Source organism: Allobosea sp. 05T433 (genome assembly GCF_056396065.1).
Window position 1 is genome coordinate 48047 of record NZ_JBFTKS010000016.1, and the last position, 19159, is coordinate 67205.

A 19159-nucleotide genomic window follows, 5' to 3' on the forward strand; every position below is an offset into this window, starting at 1 on the left:
AGTGTTCTGTCCATAGGGCGGGGCACCAGACTCCCAGATCCGAACGGCATTCCAGACGTCAGGGCGCGTGTCGTTCACGCTCTCCTGCCGATTTCAGCCAGTATTCATGTCTGCAACACCATGAAACCTGCCCGAAACAACACTGAAGAGCAAGGGCAGCGACGGACCGCGCGAGCCTCCCGTTGCGAGGACCAGACGGTGCTTGTATGGCCGGTGCGTCAGGATGTCGTGGCCGGCTAAGTTGAGCCCGGCGAAGAGCGGTTTCAGGTCCGGGCGCCACTCTCGAACCAGAGAGGCGGCCGGCATCGAGGGCCAGCGGGCTCGGCAGCGCCGTCAGCTTTCCATGAGCTCCAGCAGGAAATAAGTCGTCGGGCCGGTCGGGAGATCGTTCGACAGGCGAAAGGAAACCGGGCCTGTGCCACGGGTGATCGGCGGTTTCACCGTTCCGTCGAGAGAGACAGGTGAGAGCTGCCATCGCGGCGCCGTCCTGTTGATCCGCAGATCGACCTGCCCCTTGCGGATCAGGACCGGAAGACGCCCGAAATCCTCGATGACCTTCTCCTGCCGGTCGCGGAAGGTCATGCCGGTGTTGCGGGCATCGGTGGCGAAGATCAGCAGGAAGCGGCTGCCCTTGGCGAGGGAGGCCGGCCTGTCGAGCGAGGCCAGGGCGACGAGGCCGTCACCTTCCGCGGCGTCGACGCTCATCGTTCCCAGCCTGGCCGGCAGGCTCTGCGCGGAGAAGGCGAGGGCCTCCGTCGCGGGCGTCGAAACGCGCAGCTGCCGGCTTGGGCGGCTCAGGACGATCTCGCCGGTGTCGCTCTGGTAGAGCCCCGCCGCGATATCGGTGGCATTTCCTTGCGGGAGCGCGCCGCTCTTCTTCAGCCTGTCGATGATCGCAGCCGCGCGATTGGCGTCCCGAGGCTGAAGGACTGCGATCTGTTCGCCGATGCGGTCGGCGGCCTGCAATCCGATCCGCCCGACCAGAGCCAGATCCGTCAGTTTCTCAGGCTCGCGGGCCTGCATGTCCGGGCCGAGATCATCCTCGCCGCGAACCGCGAACGGGATCGTGATCCGGGAGGTGGAGACATCGCCGCGCCTGAACAGGAGTGCGGAGAGGGTCTCGCCGGCGCGGGCCACGGGGTCGAGTGCGATCGCGTAGGGCAGCATGGCCCGCTTGTGCGGATAGGGCTCGCCATAGGCGAGAATGATCGGGCCGTGGGCGTGCCGGCAGAGCACGTCCCAGCCCTGCAGTGCGGCATAGGCCGGAAAGACGAGCCCGCCCTCGTAGCGATAGCGATTCCAGAACAGGTGATCGTATTCGCTGACGATGAACGGTTTTCCGAGCCAGCGCGCCGCCGCGATCATACGCATCGCATTGGCGCCGTCGCCGACCGAGCTCTGCTGGAGCAGCTTGCTGCCGGGCGCATAGCCCCCGATCCAGTCGTGATAGGTATTCATCGTCACGGCTTCGAGGCCACGCCTGCTGAGGGCAGTCTGGATCGTCGGCCAGTTATTGTAGGTGCTGATCAGGCCCTTGTAGCCAAGCGTGCGTAGCGCCTGGCTCATCCTTGCGGCGGATTCGGTCTCGACCTCGATGAAGAAGGCCTGCAGGTCGCGCATGCGCGCGCTATCGGCGTAACGGTTGCCGGGCAGTGCGATCGAGCCATTCTCCAGTCGCTCGGTCCAGCCGAGCCCGCCCCAGGCCTTCGAAAGAGCAGCCGTCGACGCATAGCGCTTCGCCAGCCAGCGATTGAAGGCCGTCCCGAGCATCGCGTCATACGGTGGCTTGCCGGGCCGGTCCTGCACGACGCCCTCGAACTCGATGCCGTTCTCATTGACCAGGATGACCAGCGCCAGCGCATCGTCATGGATCGGCGCGATGCCTGTATGGGGATTGACCCGTGCGAGGAATTTTTCGGTGAAGGTCTTCCAATGGGCGAGGGCGGCGTCGTCGAGATGCAGTGCGAGCTTGAGGTTGCCGGCTGGATCCCAGCGGTCGTCATAGCCGCCATAGGCGCCGCGCCACGAGGTCATTCCGTCAATGATCCAGTAGATGCCGTTCCGCTTCAGCGCGGCGAGCAGATAATGGATGCGGTCGAGCGTGTCGGGGTCGAAATCGAAATCCTTGCCGCGGCCAGACATCAGCGATGCGTCAAGGAAGGTTAGCCGGGCGATGTTGTAGCCGTGGCGCGCGAGCTGCTCTGCGTAGCGGTCGGCCCCGGCGCGATCAGGGAAGCCGCCCGAGGCAGGGCTCCATGCCAGAGAGGCGCAGAACAGGCGTTCCGGTTCTTCGGGCGCCTGGGCGAGGGCGAGACGGCCGTCCTGCCGCGCCACCACCCGCTGGCCCGCGCCGATGGAGCCCTTTGGCCCGATCGCCCGGCTGGGCAGGAGCGCGGAGAAGTCGAGCGGGCTGCCGGGGCGGATCTCCAGCGACACTTCGCGAACGGGCAACCATTGGTCGGCGGCGATGGCGCAAGGCGCGTTGGCGGTAAGCGCCAGCACCGCAGCCAATGAGGAAAGCAGTCTCTTCATCCCGACCAATCCCTATCCGGCGAACCCTGGACGATCCCGCTGCGCCTTCAGGGCCGCGACGGGCCGTGCAGGATGTAGGATTTGGTGAGGCCTGCGATCTTCTCCCGGACCAGATTCGCCCCAGGCGCATAGGAGCGGAACTCCTTCAAGGTCAGGATCTGAATCTCCTCGAAATACTCCCGGATGTGCTCCTCGGAGGGTTTGGACAGGAAGCGCCACGGCGACAGCCTGACGGCATGGCGGGCGAGCGGACGCGGCAGCCAGTGGAGGGCTGGGCAGAAGAAATGCGGTTCGATTGGGAAGACGAAGGCCGGCGTCTGGATGAAGTAGTAGTTCGAGACGCGGTTGATCTCGCGCACGAGATTGGCTCGTTTGGCCGGCGGCACGTGCTCGATCACCGAGTTGCACACCGCCACGTCGAACGACTTGTCCTCGAAGGGAAGGCGGTCTCCGTCATAGACGATGACCTTCACATCGCCGAACGAGCCGGTGAACGAGCGCGCCTGGCCGTCGTCGCGGATGTTGACCAGCGTCAGGTCCTTGGGAACGTCGGCCGGGTCGAGCTTTTCCCAGAAGTGCCTGGAGCCGCCGACGTCGCAGACCTTGAGCGAGGTGAATTCGGGGATGGTCTCCCGAAACAAGCCGCCGCGCCTCCTGCGGAAATATTCCGACGAGGAATGCACGATCCGGTCCCAGAGCGAAACGGTCTTCTCCACAGTGTCGTCGGTCATGAAGGGAGCTTTCCTGAGGTGTTCGTGGCTCGGCTGCGCCCGTCAGGCGGCCGTTCTCGCCGGTTCATGGATGATGCGGCTCTCGATCGGCGCGGCAGGGGGGCGCCGCCGCCGAAGGAAGCCCACAGGCAGCGCTGCGGCGTGGAAGAACCAGGCGACAACGGTGTAGAGCCCCATGCCGAGCCCACCCTTGCGAAGGCTCATCAACGCGACGATGCCGGCAAAGAGGGCGAGGACCAGCCCGAGAGCCAGCGCCTTGTCGGGCAGGAACAGCAGGATCGCGATGGAGAGCCCCCACCAGAGATAGACCGCGCTCCATAGCTTGAGCTCGGGGAGTTCCCGCAGGAGCTGGAAGAAATAGGGTTTGCCGAGCGACGCGCGCAGCAATTCGCCGACACCGTGCAGATACTTGTTCTTCCAGCGCCTCGTCAGGAGCCTGTAGGAATTGAGCGTATGGCCGAAATGCTGGACGAAGCGGCGGTCGAGCCGATGCAGTTTCCATCCGCGGCTCCGCAGGCGGATGCCGAGATCGATCTCCTCATGGCCATGCAGATTGCGGTCCGAGAGATAGCCGGCCTGCTCGATCGCGCTGCGCCGGTAGAGCCCGCCACCATTCATCCGGTCGATCGGGCCGGTTCTGTTCTCGGGTCCATTGCGCTGCACGCGTCTCGCATATTCGAGATTGGAGACCTGCATCTCCTCGACATGTCCGGTCACGCCGGCCACGGCAGGGTTCTCGACGAGAAAACGGATGGCAGCATCGAGGAAGCTGGCATCGACCAGCATGTCACCGTCGATCAGGCAGATGTACTCGTGGCGGGAATGCTGGAAGCCGAGCTGCGGCCCGATCCCGCAACTCGGGCGCGCCGGCGCGACGATCTGGGCGATCACGACCGGGTAGCCTGACGCGATCTCGACGGTGCGGTCGGACGAGCCGCTATCGGCGATGACCACCTCGCCCTGCAGGTCGCCAAGCGCCGCCAGTGCGCTCTCGATCGTCGCGGCGATGCGCTTCTCTTCGTTCAGGGTCTTGATGATGATCGAAACGGCCAATCGGGCCTCCAGTGTCGATACGAGCGCCACGACGTCAGAAATCGGTGAGCAGCCTGCTCCAGCTTTCCGATGCAAGGCCGCCGAAATAGATCTCGTTGCGGAGCGTGGCGTCCTTGATCTCGGCATGGCGCGTGACAAGGCAGAAATAGCCGCGGTGCTTGAAGGACAGCCAGCGCTGCCGCGATATTGCGTTCATCAGGAATGGCTGCGCCATCCCGTTCGCCTGGGCATAGCCCTCTGCGTCCAGATGCGCGAACATCTGGCCGGTGACGTCAAACTCGTGGCCCGCGGCGCATAGGAGGTTCAGGACGTTGGCTTCCCGACCCGTCTTGCCGAAGAAGAGGAAGGCGCCGATCACGCGGCCGTCCTCGGCGATTACGGTCCTGTACTGCAGGGAGCCGAGGCCCTGGTTCAGCGCGGCGACGCCGACGAGCCAGTCGAACTCGGGCTTTGACCAGACCGGCCGGATCGGAAAGCGTTCCATCATCGGGCCGGCGCAGCGGAAGAACTCGTCCGGACTGGCACTGATCGTCCGGCAGCCCGCCGCCGCGGCCGGGATCAGCGAGCGCCTTCCCCGGCGCAGCAGCCCATCGAACAGGCCGAGAAGGCGCAGGACGCCAGGGGACCGCAACAGCGGCACGTAGCGGCTCCACGCGATCGCCCCGGCAGCAAGCGGCCGGAACGTGCGCTGCCATTCGAGGCTCTGTACCGGCAGAACCACACCGCCTCCGGCAACCCAGTGATCGGCGCTGACCGGCGAGGCATTGTCGGAGAAGCAGAGATCCTGCCGGGCCGCGCGCATCTGCCGGGCAAGGCGCGCAGCTCCTGCCGCGCCCTCCTTCCCATCCGCCATGAAGGCGCAGAGAACCTTGGCGATGATCGGACGACCATGGACGGTGAATTCCATGGGAAGGGCAAGGATGGCGCTGGCAACGTTGCCGGCAGCACTGTCATAGACGATGCTGCCATGCTCCGGCCGGTAATGCGGGCTGCCGAAGAAGACCGTCTCGAGATATCCTTCCAGATCCGGCGCGACCTCGCTCTTGTGGCTACGGAAGGTCTTGCTGAACAGTCTTGCGATGATTGGGATATCGCGCTTCGTCATCGGGCGGACGCCACAACCGCGCGGAGGGCTCTCCTCGCCATTGGTCGGGCGGGATGACTGCAGATTCTGTTGCAGGTCAGCGTCCATGCGCGATCCCCGCAGAGAGACCTTGCTTGCGCGCCTCCTCCCTGTCCCTGTTCACGACATGCAGGAGTGCCCCCCAGGCCGCAGCCACCATGGCGATCTCGATCACGTAGAATGAAACGAAAGTCCCGGTGGGCGGGGCATACCAGGTCGCGCAGGCGGCAACCGCAGCGCCAATGACGCTGCCAAGTCCCATGACCGCGGCGCGGGTCGGCTGGTGGCCCGACGCTCCGAGCGCCTCAACCGCCACGGACCACATCGCCAGCGGTATCACCACCCAGCAGAGAGCCCTGACGAAGGAGACGAGCGAGACATAGTCCTTGCCGAACAGATAGGGCAGGACCGGCGCCAGCACGAAGACGGCGATCGCCGCCGCGATGCTGATCGCGGTGGCTGCAATGAGAACCTTCCTGACGCGGGGCAGGGCGTGCTGAAGGCCAGCCTCCGTCGCCTTGGCCGAACCCGGGTAGACCAGGCGATTGAGCGCCTCGACCGAGAGATAGCTGCTTTCCAGCATCCGTCGCGCCACGCTGTAGCTCGCCACGATTTCCGCTGTCGCGACGAGGCTGAGCACGAGCAGGTCGGCGTTCTGCCGGATCGCCCGCAGGATGAAGGGAATGCTGAAATAGAGCCCGAGCGGCAGCTCTTCGCGCACGATCCGGTATTTCGGCTGGCCCAGCCCGCGAATGGCGCGCCAGCATGCCAGCGCAACCAGTACATGGCAGGCAAACTGCCACAGCACCCAGGTCGCGAGCGTCGAAACACCGAAGACGATGCAGGCAAGGCAGGCGGCGATCGTCCGCGCGATGGCGAAGCTGACCACCACCGTGTTGGCCGAGCCGAAATCGGAATGGGCGATGAAGATCTGCTCGGCCAGCACGATGATGCGGACCAGCATGATATTCGTGACGAGCATCAGGGTGATCACTGCGACATTCGTCGCCGGATCGCTGGAGAGCGTGAAGAAGAAGGGCAGAGCCACCGCCCCGAGCAGGACCAGGAACACACCGCTGGCGGCCGTCAGGATGATGTTGTGGCCAAGCATGTCCGGATAGATCGCCCGGTCGCGCGCCACGCGGCGAACCAGGCATTCCATGGCACCGAGCCCGCACATATGGACCGCGATGTTCGAAATCGCGGTGATGGCGACGAAGAGGCTGAACTCATGGACGCCGAGCCAGCGGGCCAGGATGGCGAAGGTCAGAAGCTGTGCGGCGGAACTGATGACAAGGCTGCCGCCTGACGCGGCATAGGACACGAGCATAGGCAGAAACGCTCTGCGATGACTCGATCCTTTCGCGTTATCCGAAGCCATCCGGTCCTGCCTTTGACAACAACCGAGATAGCGGCACTCGGTGGCGTCCACCATCGACAATACGGCCAGTAACACGCAGAAATGATTGTGCGGTTAACACCCTCCGTTCACTTCATTTCAGCCTCCGTTTACCTGACCGCCATAGTTTCTCGCGGATGAATAAGGCGCTCAGCAAGGGAAGGGGCGTTCATGCCGCGCACAGTGTTGGATTTCGACGGCAAGCCCCGGCCCGGCCTGCATCGCTTCATGGGGGTGAGCCTGGAGCTGGCGCCTGACGTTCTCGTGCCGCGCCAGGAAACCGAACTCCTCGGCCAGAGAGCAGTCGCGATCCTTCGCGAACGGGCCGCTGCGGAGCCGATCGTGGTCGACATGTGCTGTGGCTCGGGCAATCTCGCTTTGGCGATCGCAGCCGAGATTCCGTCGGCGCGCGTCTGGGCCGCTGATCTGACCGACAGCACCGTCGAGCTCGCCCGCCGAAACGCTGAGCGCCTGGCATTTGAGCACCGTGTCACCATCAGGCAGGGAGATCTGTTCTCCGCTCTCGCAGGCGATGGCCTGGAGGGTGCCGTCGACCTGATCGTCTGCAACCCGCCCTATATCTCCACGTCGCGCCTCGAGGGGGAAAGCGCCCATTTGCTCGAGGCCGAGCCGCGCGAAGCCTTTGACGGCGGCCCTTATGGCATATCGATCCACCAGCGCGTGATCCGGGATGCCGTAGCCTTCCTCAAGCCGGGCGGCTGGCTGCTGTTCGAATTCGGCGAGGGCCAGGATAGGCAAGCGGCGGCGCTCATTGCCAGGACCAAGGCCTACGAATCCATGACCTTCGCCGCGAATGAGGCGGGAACGCCGCGGGTTGCCCTTGTCCGCAAGCTCCCGGAGTTCGGGCAGGCAACGTCCGAAGCGACAGGCCGACCGGCATGAGCGAGATCCGCCCGCTGGGCGCCGCCGATATCCCGGCGGTTACGGGGCTCTTTCAAAGGATATTCCGGGATCGCGGCGTGCCTCCGCCTCCCACGCTCGCGACCTATCTGCGTCGACACTATCTCGAAGCGCCGGGTTGCGATCCCGAGATCGCCCCCCTCGTCCATGTGTCTGGTGAGGGCGACATTTCGGGTTTCGTCGGCGTCAATGTGCTGCCGATGATTCACGGCCGCCGCAAGCTGCGCGCGGCGATCTGCGGTTCCCTGATGGTCGAGCGGCGGGTGAGCGACCCGATGGCCGGCGCGCGGCTGCTCAAGACCTTTCTCGCCGGGCCGCAGGATCTCTCGTTCAGTGAAACCGCCAGCGAGATCTCTGCGCAGATGTGGACGAGGCTGCGCGGGATCACCCTGCCGCAGTACAGCCTGGACTGGGTCCGCATCATCCGGCCATCGGCCTTCATGCTGGATCTGGCAGCGAGCCGGATCGGTGCGGTGCGGCTGCTGAACCCGGTCTCCCGGGGACTCGATCGCTATCTGCGCGGCAGGATGCAGGACAATGATCTGCGCTGGTCGGGCGTGCCGGAAAACTGGCATGTCAAAGGTGGTCTCAAGGTCGCCGAAATCGATCAGCCCGGCTTTGCCGCGCTTGTCGCTCCGCTGACGGAGCAGTTCGCGCTGCGTCCGGATTGGTCAGGCGAACAACTCGCCCATATCGTCGCCGAGGCGTCCGAGAAGCCCGATTATGGCGAGGCGGTGTATGCGTCGGTCACCTCGGCCAGCGGGGCGCCGATCGGCGCCTTTCTCTATCACGCCCGCCCGGGGCGGATCGCGCGCGTCCTTCAGGTTCTTGCCAGGCCAGGGCAGGCAGGCCCGGTCATCGATTGCCTGATCGGTCACGCGGCGACACGCGGCGTTGCCGGCTTGCGCGGCCGCACGCAGCCCGCGCTGCTGGAAGCCATGCTGGGCCGGCGCATTGCCTTCACCCACATCGCATCGACAGTCGTGCATTCGCCCGATGAGGAGCTCGTTCAGGCCTTCCGCAACGGGCAGGGCTTCCTGAACGGCTTGGCGGGCGAGCATTGGAACCGCCTGAACGGCGGCAGCTTCGACTAGTTTTCGCGCACCGAAGGCGGACAGGCCGCCGCCGGTGCGCTGGCCTCAATGTGCGATCTCGTCCACCGGGCGCACGAGCTGCGGCCCCAGGTGCAGGTAGCGGGTCGCCTTGCGCTTGGCTGCAATATCGGCCCAGACCCGTTCGACCTCGACGGCCGTCAACTGGGTGGCAGTGCCGACCTCTTCGGCGGTGAGGCCGTGATTGAGCCCGTAGAGGCACAGATCCATGCGGTCATAGGGCAGCGAGAAGTAGAACTCCTCCTGAGTCTGCTCGAGGGTGTAGGTGTCGGTCGTCGGCGGCCGCCTGCGGATCTCTTCGGGGATGCCGAGATGAGCCGCCAATGCATAGACCTGGCTCTTGTAGAGATGGGCGATCGGCTTCACGTCGGCGGCACCGTCGCCGTTCTTCACGAAGAAGCCCTGATCATATTCGAGCCGGTTCGGCGTGCCGAGCACGGCAAAATTCAGCCGGTCGGCGTGATAATATTCGATCTGCTTGCGCGTGCGCTGCTTCATGTTGGTGGCGGCGACGATGCCGAGATAGACGGCAGGCGGCATGCGTAGCTTCGTCTGCCGGCCTTCGGGGTCCTGAACGACCAGATACGAGATGTTGTAGCCGTCGCCCGAGAGCGAGTTGGCGATGACGATCTTGGACGCCCAACCCGGCCCATACGCGGGTACGAGCTCCCGGATGAAGCCGTCGCGTCGTTCATAGCACCCCATGGCCTGCAGCGTCGGGCCGATATCCTCGACCGCAGCCTCGATCCCGAACGTGTCGGCGACGAGCCGGCCGAGCCGGAGGCTTTCAGGATCGGAATCGTTTTCCGGCATGAACAGGCAGAAGACGTTCTTGGCGCCAACGGCGCGGACCGCCAGCGCGACGGACACGCTGGAATCGATGCCGCCGGACAGGCCGAGCACGAGCCCGCGCTTGCGCATGCCGCGCAACTGCCCACGCAGTTCGGCGACGATCCGCTCCGTCTCCGCGGCGTTGTCGATCGTCAGCGTGGCAGCCGAGAAGGCGAGCAAGCTCGGGGCAGGGGGGAGGTTCATTCCGCTGCTCCCAGCGTTTCGGCGGCCAGCCTGCGGCTGACCTTTCCGGTATCCGTCTTCGGCAGTTCGGTGCGGAACGCGATGATCCGCGGCACCATGAAATCCTCGAGATGGACAGCGCAGTGGCGAATGATGTCCCGCTCGCTCAGGCTCGCATCCGACAGGACGACGAGGGCGGCAATGGCCTGGCCGAGCACCGGGTCGGGCACGCCCATCACCACCGCTTCGGCGATGCCGGGATGGCCGTGCAGCACCGCTTCCACTTCCTTCGGAGCGACCTTCTCGCCGCGCGTCTTGATGATGTCGTCCTTGCGGCCGACGAAATAGAGGAAGCCCTCCTCGTCCGTCCGGAAGAGATCGCCGGTGTGGAGGCGCTTCTCCCAGGGGTTCGGCCCTGGGCGCAGCATCTGTGCCGTTGCCGCCTCGTTGCGCCAATACCCTTGCATGACATGCGGGCCGCGGATCACCAGCTCGCCCGGCACGCCCGGAGCCACGCGGTTGCCCTCATCGTCGACGACCAGCGCCTCGGTGTTGGGAATGGCGATCCCGACCGAGCCCGGCCGGCGGTCGAGTTCTTCCGGCGGCAGATAGGTGCAGCGCTTGCATTCCGTCAGGCCGTACATCGAATAGAGCCGTACGCCGGGGAACAGTTCACGCAGTCGAGCGATGTGGGCGGGCGGCAGGGCTGCGGCCGTGTTCGAGAGATAACGCAGGCTCGGCAGGAACCCCGGCTCGAGATCGCGCATCTGCAGGATCATCGCGGCCATCGTCGGCACGAGCGGAAAACCAGTGACATTCTCAGTGCGAATGCGCTCGAAGATCGCCTGCGGGAAGGCGAAGGACTTTTCCAGGACGAGGGTCGCCCCAAGCTTCATCGCCATGAGGAACTGGTAAAGGCCGTAGTCGAATGCCAGCGGCAAGACGTTGAGGATGATGTCGTCGGGCGTATTGCGCAGATAGGTCGTGATCGAGTCGGCCGCCGCATCGATATTGCGATGCGTCATCATCACGCCCTTGGGCCGGCCCGTGGAGCCCGAGGTGTAGATCAGCATGGCAAGGTCGATATCGATGCCGCCATGACCGACTGAAGCGGGCGAGCCCTTCAGGCAATCCTCGAAGGACACCGCGCCTTCGAGCGGCCGGCCGGCCGGCGACTGCGTCGAAGCGACAAAGAGCGCCTGCCCTGGGACCAACGCGCGCGCCTGCGTCACAACCGGCAACAGTTTCGCCTGCGTCAGGATCGCGGCGGCCTCGCAATCGCCGATGACATAGGCCAGCTTGTCGGCCTTGGTCGAGGCGTTGATCGGGCTGAAGGTCGCGCCGGCCTTGAGAACCGCGAAGATCGAGACGGCGGCTTCCCAGCAATTGTCCATGAAGACGAGGACGCGGTCGCCCCGCTTCACGCCGCTTGCGGCGAGCGTGGTGGCCAGCCGGCTGGAAAGATCATCCAGCTCGTCATAGCGCAGCCGCCTCTGGTCGGTGACCAGCGCCGTTTTCGCAGCCTGTGCGGCGGCGTTCGTGACGAGGAATTGCTCGATCCGCATGAGCCTGTTGCTCCGCCCCTAATCGTTACGCCGTGACCGGAGCGGATACTTTCGACGCGATGAAAGCCGAGATGCGATCAAGCGAATCCAGGTTTGCGGGCACGATATCGGCATCGGCCACGGTGATCCCGTAGCGATCCTCGATGAAGGCCACGAGCTCGAGCACCCCGGTGGAATCGATGACGCCGTTCTCGATCAGCGACGCCGTACCGGCGAGCTCATGGCTGGTATCGCCGAACAGGAAGTTCTCGACGACGAAGGCCTTCACGCTGTCCCTGATTGTGTCGCTCATGTCTGTTCCTTTCCCGGCCGGTTTCAGGCGGCCTCTGATCTGCGGCCGCTCGTGCCGGTGAATGTCTGCAGCCAGAGCTGCGTCGAGAGGATGCCGACAAAGGCCGCGTTGTCGCGAAAGCCGGAGGCTGGGCGCGCGCTGCATTTCTCGTGCAGCTTTGCCACGGCCTTGGGATTGAACAGGCCGCCGGCTGCGACCTGCGCCTCGCCCATGGCTGCCCGGACATAATCGGCAGCACCCGCTCCGACGAAGGAGTGACTGTCCGGCGCGCGATAGGGCTGCTTTGCCCGTCGGCTGATCGAGGGCGGCAGCAGGTCCTTGGTCGCCTCGCGCAGGATGTGCTTCTCGACAAGCCCCTTCAGCTTCATCTCGGGGGGAAGCCCGGCGGCGAACTCGACCAGCTGATGATCGAGGAAGGGGAAACGCCCCTCGATGCCATGGGCCATCGCCATGCGGTCGCCCTGGCTGGACAGGATATAGCCCGGCAGAAGGAAGCGGGCCTCCAGATACTGCGCCTGATGCAAGGGGTGCCAGCGGCTGAAGGCCTCCGGCAGACGCGAAGCGAGTTCCTCGGCCGCGTCATAGCCCGATAGCGTGGCACGCAGGTCGCCCGAGAAGAACAGCTTCGTTGCCGCCGTGCCGTCGAGCCGCGGCCGATGCGAGAACAGCGGATCGTCGAGTGCCGCACCGTTCGCCCCGAAGAACGATGCGAGATATTCTGCGGATTGTTGCCTGAGGCCAGGCAGATAGGGATAGAGCTTGCGAAACAGGTGCGGCCTGATCCGGGAGCCGGGCTGCCTGCCGCAGAAGCGCCGAACCCGGGCCTCCTTGAAGATGTCATAGCCGGCAAAGACCTCGTCCGCGCCTTCACCCGTCAGCACCACTTTCAGCCCGGCCTCGCGCACCAGGCCGGAGAGTTTGAAAAGCGGGGCAGGTGCGGTTCTGAGGATCGGCCGCTCGGTGAAGCGGATCACGTCGGGAAAGACCGCGGCGATGTCGCCCTCGCCGCAGGCGACGGAACTGTGCTGCGTCCCGAGTGCCCGGGCCATTTCCATCTGGAAGGCGCTTTCGTCATGCTCGGCGCTGTCGAAGGTGACGGAGAAAGTCCTGAGGCCGCCAGGCGCCATGCCCGCAGCAAGCGCAGAGGTGATCGAGGAATCGAGCCCGCCTGAGAGATAGGAGCCGACCGGGACATCGGCCCGCATGCGAATCCGGGTCGCCTCGGTCAGCAGGGCGCGCAGTTCCTCTGCCGCAGCGCGTTCATCGGTGTGCCGGGATGGCGCATCCCGGTCGGGATAATCCAGGCTCCAATAAGGCCGCGTCGAGACGCTGCCCTCCTGGACGATCATGAGATGCGCTGGTTCCAGCTCGAAGATGTCGCGGAAGGCCGTGCGCGGCGCGATCGGCGCCCATAATGTGAAAATCTGGTCGAGGGCGACGGGATCGATCTCTGCACTCACGCCCGGGACCTGAAGAAGCGCCTTGACCTCTGAGCCGAAATAGAACCGATCGCCCTGCCTTGTATAGAACAGCGGCCGGACGCCCATGCGGTCCCGGGCCAGAACCATGCGGCGGCGCCGGCCATCCCAGAGCGCGAAGGCGAAATCGCCATTGAGGACGGACAGGCAATCCTCGCCCATCTCCTCATAGAGATGCAGGATCACCTCGGTGTCGCTCGACGTCCGGAAGCGGCGCCCCTTTGCGCGCAGCTGCTCGCGCAATTCGACATAGTTGAAGATCTCGCCGTTGAAGGCGATCGTCAGTTCACCCGTCGCATCGGACATCGGTTGCTGGCCATCCCCCAGGCCGACGATCGACAGTCGCGCATGTCCGAGACCTGCGTCCTTCGCCGTGAAGAGCCCTTGCTCGTCGGGACCGCGATGCGCAATCGCGGCCGTCATCCGTTCAAGGAGTTCCCTCCCATCCCGGACCGCGCCGAAATAGCCCCCAAATCCGCACATGCCGAGATGCTTCCAAGTCCTTCGTGTCCGGTTGAACTATAGCCAATCCTGGGCGAGCAAGCGTTAACGCTTGGGGATATCCATGCGAATGGTAAATTTCGAAGCACCCGGCAAAGCCCCAAGTTCTTGATTAGACTTCGGATCAAGGCCGAAGATCGACGTCCCAAGGGATCTGATGACGCAGCTGGACTTTGCCGCAAGATCGAGGGCCGGATTGTCGTTCCCGGATGCGGTGTTCTCGTTGCGATTAACGTAAAATTCAGGGCCGGAGCATACCCCTAGGGCATGTTTACGGGGGATAGGCGCGTCTCTTCCGTCTAGAGTTGCGTGCTGAGGGCGAAGCGGATGTACGGGCCGAAGGAGTCGGAGCAGCGACAAGCGCCTCTGCCGACAGGCCATTCCCGGATTCGCTCGGAATCGCTGCGCGATGATGCAGCCTCGTCTTCTGGCGCACGCTCCGATCCGTCGTCTCACTCCCCGCAGTCGAGCCGGGCGCAAGGTTCATTCGGGAGTGGAAGCCCGATTGCCCGTCTCCGCTTGCTCGCCGATGTCGGGGCCGACGACATCCTCGTCTGGCTGCGGCGGGGAATAGGCATGATCGTTGCCGCCATCGTCATCTGCGTCGCCACGGCGCTGGTCTATGCGGTGACGACGCCGCCTCGTTATACCGTCTACACCGATATCCTCATTGATCCCTCGAACCTGAACGTCGTCCGGGACGACGTCTTCACGACCAATCCGCAGCGTGATGCACAACTGCTCGAGGTCGAGAGCAAGCTCAGGGTCCTGACCTCGCGCAACGTCCTGGCACGGGTCATAGACCGGCTCGACCTGACCAATGATCCGGAGTTCGTGCAGCCTGGCTATCTGTCGGCGCTCAGGAGCCTGATCTCGTCCAGGGATGCCAGTCAGGACAATCGCCTTGCCGTGATGCGTGCGTTGGCCGAACGGGTCGAGGCGCGGCGCGAGGAGCGCTCCTTCGTCGTGGTCATGAAGCTCTGGGCGGAAGACCCCGAGAAGGCTGTCGCGATATCCAACGCGATTGTCGAAGCCTTCGAGGCCGAGCTTTTCCAGTCAGCGGCCGAAAGCGCCGGCCGGGTGGTGAAGAACCTCAATAACCGCCTGGATGAGCTGCGCCGCAACGTGACCGAGGCGGAGCGGAGGGTGGAGGATTTCCGGCGTGCGAAAGGGCTGCAGTCCAATAATGGCGAGCTCGTCAGCACGCGGCTCTCGGGCGAGCTCAATACGCAGGTTCTGGATGCACAGCAGCGCTTCATTCAGGCGGAATCGCGCTACAGGCAGATGAGTGCAGCGATCGCAGAGCGGCGGGCAGCCAGCGCGTCGATCTTCGATTCCGCGACCATGACGAGTCTGCGAGCGCAGTATAATACGCTGCAGCAGCAGATCGGGTCGATCAGGGCGACCTTTGGCGCGCGCCATCCGCAGCTGATCACAGCATTATCCGAACAGCAGGTGCTCGAAGGAGCACTGTCCCGCGAAGCCCGCCGCATCTTCGAAGGCGCGAAGGCCGACTTCAACAGGGAACAGACGACGCTCAGAGTACTGCAGGACAAGGCGGGCGACGGGAAGTCGAACGTCTTCACCGACAACGACGCCGAAGTGCAGCTGCGCGATCTACAGCGCGACGCGCGCGCCAAGGCGGCGATCTACGAAACCCACCTGGCGCGTGCCCAGCAGATCGGTGAGCGCCAGCAGATCGACACCAGCAATGTGCGTGTGATCTCGTCACCGATGCCGCCCAAGGCGCGTAGCTGGCCACCTCGTACGTTGATCCTGCTGGCGGCGGCGGTGATGCTGGGCCTTATGCTCGGGATTGCAGCGGCCCTGGCGCGTGGGGCCTGGACCTATATCCGTCACCCGCAGCCCGCGGCTGCTTGAGGGGCGGCCATGGGAAGCGCCGCCAAGGGGGAGGCAGATCGAGGAGAGAAGCTGAGGGAGACTGTCGGCACCGCCCTGTTCATGGCGATCTTCCTGTTCTTCTGGATTTCCCTCAATCCCTTCGTCGACCTGACCGGCGAGGCCGTGCTGGACCCCAGCGCCGGCAACTCCAACCTGATGAACCAAGTCGTGTCGCTGCTGCTGTTCGCGGGCACGCTCGCCTACGGTTTGCTTCACCCGATGCGCAGCATCATCCTGCAGCCGCGCGTGCTGTTGGGCCTGCTGTTTGCCTGGTTCTTCCTGGTTTCGCTGATCTCGTCCTACCCCATGCTCGGGATCAAGGGGACCGTTCTCGCCGTCATGGTGACGGTCAATGCCAGCATCTATCTGCTGCTGCCGGCCTCCGAGAGGCATTTCGCCAAGATGCTGGGCATCGGTACGCTCATCATGCTGGGGGTCAGCTATTACGGCATCCTGTTCAAGCCGCTGCTGGCGATCCATCAGGCTTCCGAGCTGCGCGAGCCGATGAATGCCGGTTTGTGGCGCGGGCATTTCCCGCACAAGAACAGCGCTGCAGCGGCAATGGTGGTCGCTTCGTTCTTCGGCCTCTTCGTCATGAATGCCTGGTCGCGGATCGCGGGCATGACGATCCTGTGCCTGTCGTTCCTCTTCCTGATCAATACCGGCGGCAAGACCTCGACGGCCATGCTGCCGGCTATCCTTCTGCTCGCATGGGTCTTCGAGAAGGTTCGCTTCCTGCGCATTCCGATCGTCATCGGCGGTGTCGGGGCGTTCAACATCTTCGCGATCGGGGCTGCGGTCTTCAGGCCGCTGGGCGATTTCATCAACGAGCTCGGGATCGATGCGACTTTTACCAACCGCGCGGATATCTGGCGGTTTGCCGTCTCCGAACTCGCGGACCGGCCACTGACAGGATACGGCTTCAAGGGTTTCTGGCAGACATCGGAGCTCGTCCACAGCGGCGGCTCGATCGAAACCTGGGCGGTTGCCGCGGCAAACGGGCACAATTCCTATCTCGACGTCGCATTGATGACGGGAATCCCCGGGCTTTTGCTGACGCTGGTCTGGCTCGTCGTCCTGCCGCTCCGCAACATTTCGCGGCTGGAACCCGACGCCGAGCACTCGCATCTGACTCGGCTCTTCACCCGCATCTGGCTCTACGCCATCTTCAATGCCGGCCTCGAGAGCCTGTTCTTCGAAGGTGGCAACTCGCTTTGGTTCACCTTGCTGTTCGCGCTTTACGGCCTGTCCCTGCAGGCCTCGGCCGCGCTGGCGCCGGAGCGCCGGACCCAGCCGGAAGGGGCCGTCGCGCATGCCTAGCGTATCCGAACGCCTTGGAGCGAAGGTCGACAGCCTGAGCAACCGGCTGATCTGGGGGCTTGCGGGCTCCAGGCGCCGCCTGGAGACGGACACCCCGCTGGTCTCCTTCACCTTCGACGATGTTCCAGATTCTGCCCGTAGCGAGGGAGCATCGATCCTCGAGAAATATGGCGTGCGTGGCACGTTCTATATCGCCGGAGGGCTTGCGGGGCAGGTCGAGCCGAACCGGGTGCTGATAACACCGGACGGGTGCCGGGATCTCGCCGAACGCGGTCACGAAATCGGCTGCCACACCTTCTCGCATCGCAGGATCCGCGACATTCCCGGCGCCGATCTGTCGCGCGATCTGGACCGCAATGCCGACTATCTCGCGCAAGCCGGCATTTCCGCGGAGCCGGCCAATTTCGCCTTTCCCTACAATGCGGCATGGCCTCTGGCGCGACCCGAATTCCGCCGGCGCTTCCGCACATGCCGCGGGGCCGGCGAAGCCATCAATCGCGGTGCGGTCGATCCCCTGATGCTCAAGGCCGTCGAGATTCGCCAGCCCGATCCGGAGGCGCGCGCCCTGACACGCTGGATCGACGAGGTGGTCGCCATGCCCGGCTGGCTCGTCTTCTTCACGCATGACATCGCACCCAACCCGACATCCTATGGGTGTACGCTGGGCACATTCGAGCATCTGGTGCGTCACGCGGTCGAGCGCGGATGCGCGGTCCAGCCTGTCGATCGCATTCTGGATCGGATCGGCTGGTGAGGAGCCGGGACGTGGCAAAACCCCAACCTGCCGGGAAGCGCCTGCTGGCGATCAATAACTATTTCTACCGCCGCGGCGGGGCCGAGGCGGTCTTCTTCGACCACATGACCATGTTCGAAAGGATCGGTTGGGATGTCGTCCCCTTTGCCATGCAGCATGAGGACAATGAACCCTCGCCATGGTCAGACTATTTCGTGTCGGAGATCGAATATGGTCGCCAGACGAGCCCGTTGCGAAAGGTCGTCCAAGCAGCAAGCATCATCTACTCCGTCGAAGCGCAACGGAATATCGCGCGACTGATCGAGCAGGCGCGCCCCTCGGTCGCCCACGCCCATAACGTCTACCACCACCTCTCCCCGGCGATCTTCTCCACCTTGAAGTCAGCTGGCATTCCGGTGGTGATGACGGCGCATGACCTGAAGCTCGCCTGTCCGTCCTACAAGATGCTGCGCGATGGAAAAATCTGCGAGGATTGCCGCGGCGGCCACATCTACAATGTCCTGCGCCATCGCTGCATCAAGGGATCCGTGCCGTACAGCACCCTGGTCCTGGCGGAAACTCTGGTGCATCGCTCGCTCGGCCTTTACCGGGACAAGCTCGACCGCATCGTCGTTCCCAGCCGCTTCTATCTGGAGAAGCTGGTCGAATGGGGCTGGCCCCGCGAGCAGCTGGAATACATACCGAATTTCGTCGATGTCGAGCGTTACAGCAGCGACTGGGAGGAGGGCGATTATTTCGTCTTCGCCGGCCGCCTCGCGCCCGAGAAAGGGCTGGCGACCTTGATCAAGGCCGTCGCTCTCTCGAAGCAGCGGCTCATCGTGGCCGGCACTGGGCCCGATGAAGCGGCCCTTCGCCAGTGCGCCGATGAAACCGGCGCGGACGTGAGCTTCGTGGGGCACTTGTCAGGGCAGGACCTGCACCGCCTGATCGGACAATCCCGAGCGCTGGTGCTGCCCTCCGAATGGTATGAGAACGCCCCGATCAGCATCCTGGAAGCCTATGCGCTGGGACGTCCCGTGCTGGGTGCCGCCATCGGCGGCATCCCGGAGATGATCCGGGAGAAAGAAACCGGAATGCTGGTGACCTCGGGAGACGCGCAGGATCTCGCGCAGAAACTGGGAGATCTGGCCGCGCTCCCGGCGGCCGAGCGCGCGAGGATGGGAGCGGCGGGGCGCAAATGGATCGCAGCCGACTTCTCCGCCGCCGCCTTTCGCGACCGGACGCTGAACCTCTATGCCGCGCTCGGGGCCGCCTGAAAGGCGACGAGGCAAAAAGCGATGTAAAGGTTAATAATTGGAAAACACGCCGCGCGCCGGGCTGTCTATTGCGGATGGCAGCCCGCATTCTATAAAATTCATCGAAATCAGGTAGAGGGATTTTCCAGAACACCGGATTCCACTCTCTACCTTCCCAAGAGGAATCTCTCCGAGGTCCGGCGCCGAGCTGAAAGCGCAACGGTCTT

At 64.3% G+C, this 19159-nt stretch carries 15 protein-coding genes; 6 read left to right on the forward strand and 9 right to left on the reverse strand.

Going from position 1 to position 19159, the window contains the following annotated elements; translation table 11 throughout:
- Nucleotides 1-333: 333 nt before the first annotated feature.
- The 5 genes from AC1DGP_RS21240 to AC1DGP_RS21260 form a co-directional block, all read right to left on the reverse strand.
- Nucleotides 334-2532 (reverse strand): glycoside hydrolase family 5 protein, encoded by a 2199-nt coding sequence (locus AC1DGP_RS21240; protein WP_441490902.1) that lies wholly within the window; start codon nucleotides 2530-2532, stop codon nucleotides 334-336.
- A gap of 47 nt (nucleotides 2533-2579) precedes the next feature.
- Entirely contained in the window at nucleotides 2580-3263 is a 684-nt protein-coding gene (locus AC1DGP_RS21245; RefSeq protein WP_441507054.1) for a class I SAM-dependent methyltransferase, read from the reverse strand.
- 42 nt (nucleotides 3264-3305) lie between these two features.
- Entirely contained in the window at nucleotides 3306-4316 is a 1011-nt protein-coding gene (locus AC1DGP_RS21250) for a glycosyltransferase family 2 protein (RefSeq protein ID WP_441507055.1), read from the reverse strand.
- Nucleotides 4317-4350: 34 nt separating this feature from the next.
- Entirely contained in the window at nucleotides 4351-5421 is a 1071-nt protein-coding gene (locus tag AC1DGP_RS21255; RefSeq protein ID WP_441507056.1) for a GNAT family N-acetyltransferase, read from the reverse strand.
- A 76-nt stretch (nucleotides 5422-5497) separates the two neighbouring features.
- Nucleotides 5498-6820, reverse strand: coding sequence for a lipopolysaccharide biosynthesis protein (locus AC1DGP_RS21260; RefSeq protein WP_441507057.1), 1323 nt, complete (start codon nucleotides 6818-6820; stop codon nucleotides 5498-5500).
- Nucleotides 6821-7009: 189 nt separating this feature from the next.
- Between AC1DGP_RS21260 and AC1DGP_RS21265 the strand changes: the two genes are divergently transcribed.
- Both AC1DGP_RS21265 and AC1DGP_RS21270 read left to right on the forward strand, forming a co-directional pair.
- Nucleotides 7010-7741, forward strand: coding sequence for a N5-glutamine methyltransferase family protein (locus tag AC1DGP_RS21265; RefSeq protein ID WP_441507058.1), 732 nt, complete (start codon nucleotides 7010-7012; stop codon nucleotides 7739-7741).
- A complete protein-coding gene (locus AC1DGP_RS21270) occupies nucleotides 7738-8853 on the forward strand; it encodes a hypothetical protein (protein WP_476776370.1) in 1116 nt (371 codons plus the stop codon). Before AC1DGP_RS21265 ends, AC1DGP_RS21270 begins: the two co-directional genes overlap by 4 nt.
- A gap of 45 nt (nucleotides 8854-8898) precedes the next feature.
- On the opposite strand, the gene nadE is transcribed toward AC1DGP_RS21270, so the two are convergent.
- Genes nadE through asnB form a run of 4 tightly spaced genes read right to left on the reverse strand, consistent with a single transcriptional unit; the run spans nucleotide 8899 to nucleotide 13703 of the window.
- Nucleotides 8899-9906, reverse strand: a complete 1008-nt coding sequence (gene nadE, locus AC1DGP_RS21275; protein ID WP_441507060.1) for an NAD(+) synthase — start codon at nucleotides 9904-9906, stop codon at nucleotides 8899-8901.
- Nucleotides 9903-11450 carry a class I adenylate-forming enzyme family protein gene (locus AC1DGP_RS21280; protein WP_441507061.1) on the reverse strand — a complete coding sequence of 516 codons (1548 nt, stop codon included), beginning with the start codon at nucleotides 11448-11450 and terminating at the stop codon, nucleotides 9903-9905. Before AC1DGP_RS21280 ends, nadE begins: the two co-directional genes overlap by 4 nt.
- 25 nt (nucleotides 11451-11475) lie before the next feature.
- Entirely contained in the window at nucleotides 11476-11742 is a 267-nt protein-coding gene (locus AC1DGP_RS21285) for an acyl carrier protein (protein WP_441507062.1), read from the reverse strand.
- A gap of 23 nt (nucleotides 11743-11765) precedes the next feature.
- Nucleotides 11766-13703, reverse strand: coding sequence for an asparagine synthase (glutamine-hydrolyzing) (gene asnB, locus AC1DGP_RS21290; protein WP_441490892.1), 1938 nt, complete (start codon nucleotides 13701-13703; stop codon nucleotides 11766-11768).
- A 345-nt stretch (nucleotides 13704-14048) separates the two neighbouring features.
- Here asnB and AC1DGP_RS21295 point away from each other — a divergent pair, with 345 nt between their 5' ends.
- Genes AC1DGP_RS21295 through AC1DGP_RS21310 form a run of 4 tightly spaced genes read left to right on the forward strand, consistent with a single transcriptional unit; the run spans nucleotide 14049 to nucleotide 18953 of the window.
- Complete coding sequence (locus AC1DGP_RS21295) at nucleotides 14049-15602, forward strand: GumC family protein (protein ID WP_441507063.1); 1554 nt, start codon at nucleotides 14049-14051, stop codon at nucleotides 15600-15602.
- Nucleotides 15603-15611: 9 nt separating this feature from the next.
- Entirely contained in the window at nucleotides 15612-16943 is a 1332-nt protein-coding gene (locus AC1DGP_RS21300; RefSeq protein ID WP_441507064.1) for an O-antigen ligase family protein, read from the forward strand.
- Nucleotides 16936-17697: a polysaccharide deacetylase family protein gene (locus tag AC1DGP_RS21305; protein WP_441507065.1), complete on the forward strand. Its 762-nt coding sequence runs from the start codon at nucleotides 16936-16938 to the stop codon at nucleotides 17695-17697. The genes AC1DGP_RS21300 and AC1DGP_RS21305 overlap by 8 nt, the downstream gene beginning before the upstream one ends.
- 11 nt (nucleotides 17698-17708) lie before the next feature.
- Nucleotides 17709-18953: a glycosyltransferase family 4 protein gene (locus AC1DGP_RS21310; RefSeq protein WP_441507066.1), complete on the forward strand. Its 1245-nt coding sequence runs from the start codon at nucleotides 17709-17711 to the stop codon at nucleotides 18951-18953.
- The last annotated feature ends 206 nt before the right edge of the window (nucleotides 18954-19159 follow it).

Excerpts from the sequence above, each read along its gene's own strand:
- AC1DGP_RS21300 (WP_441507064.1), top strand. The coding sequence starts at position 15,612 with ATGGGAAGCGCCGCCAAGGGGGAGGCAGATCGAGGAGAGAAGCTGAGG.
- AC1DGP_RS21270 (WP_476776370.1), top strand. The coding sequence starts at position 7,738 with ATGAGCGAGATCCGCCCGCTGGGCGCCGCCGATATCCCGGCGGTTACG.
- AC1DGP_RS21245 (WP_441507054.1), bottom strand. The coding sequence starts at position 3,263 with ATGACCGACGACACTGTGGAGAAGACCGTTTCGCTCTGGGACCGGATC.
- AC1DGP_RS21265 (WP_441507058.1), top strand. The coding sequence starts at position 7,010 with ATGCCGCGCACAGTGTTGGATTTCGACGGCAAGCCCCGGCCCGGCCTG.
- AC1DGP_RS21295 (WP_441507063.1), top strand. The coding sequence starts at position 14,049 with ATGTACGGGCCGAAGGAGTCGGAGCAGCGACAAGCGCCTCTGCCGACA.
- AC1DGP_RS21280 (WP_441507061.1), bottom strand. The coding sequence starts at position 11,450 with ATGCGGATCGAGCAATTCCTCGTCACGAACGCCGCCGCACAGGCTGCG.
- nadE (WP_441507060.1), bottom strand. The coding sequence starts at position 9,906 with ATGAACCTCCCCCCTGCCCCGAGCTTGCTCGCCTTCTCGGCTGCCACG.
- AC1DGP_RS21255 (WP_441507056.1), bottom strand. The coding sequence starts at position 5,421 with ATGACGAAGCGCGATATCCCAATCATCGCAAGACTGTTCAGCAAGACC.
- asnB (WP_441490892.1), bottom strand. The coding sequence starts at position 13,703 with ATGTGCGGATTTGGGGGCTATTTCGGCGCGGTCCGGGATGGGAGGGAA.
- AC1DGP_RS21305 (WP_441507065.1), top strand. The coding sequence starts at position 16,936 with ATGCCTAGCGTATCCGAACGCCTTGGAGCGAAGGTCGACAGCCTGAGC.
- AC1DGP_RS21240 (WP_441490902.1), bottom strand. The coding sequence starts at position 2,532 with ATGAAGAGACTGCTTTCCTCATTGGCTGCGGTGCTGGCGCTTACCGCC.
- AC1DGP_RS21285 (WP_441507062.1), bottom strand. The coding sequence starts at position 11,742 with ATGAGCGACACAATCAGGGACAGCGTGAAGGCCTTCGTCGTCGAGAAC.
- AC1DGP_RS21260 (WP_441507057.1), bottom strand. The coding sequence starts at position 6,820 with ATGGCTTCGGATAACGCGAAAGGATCGAGTCATCGCAGAGCGTTTCTG.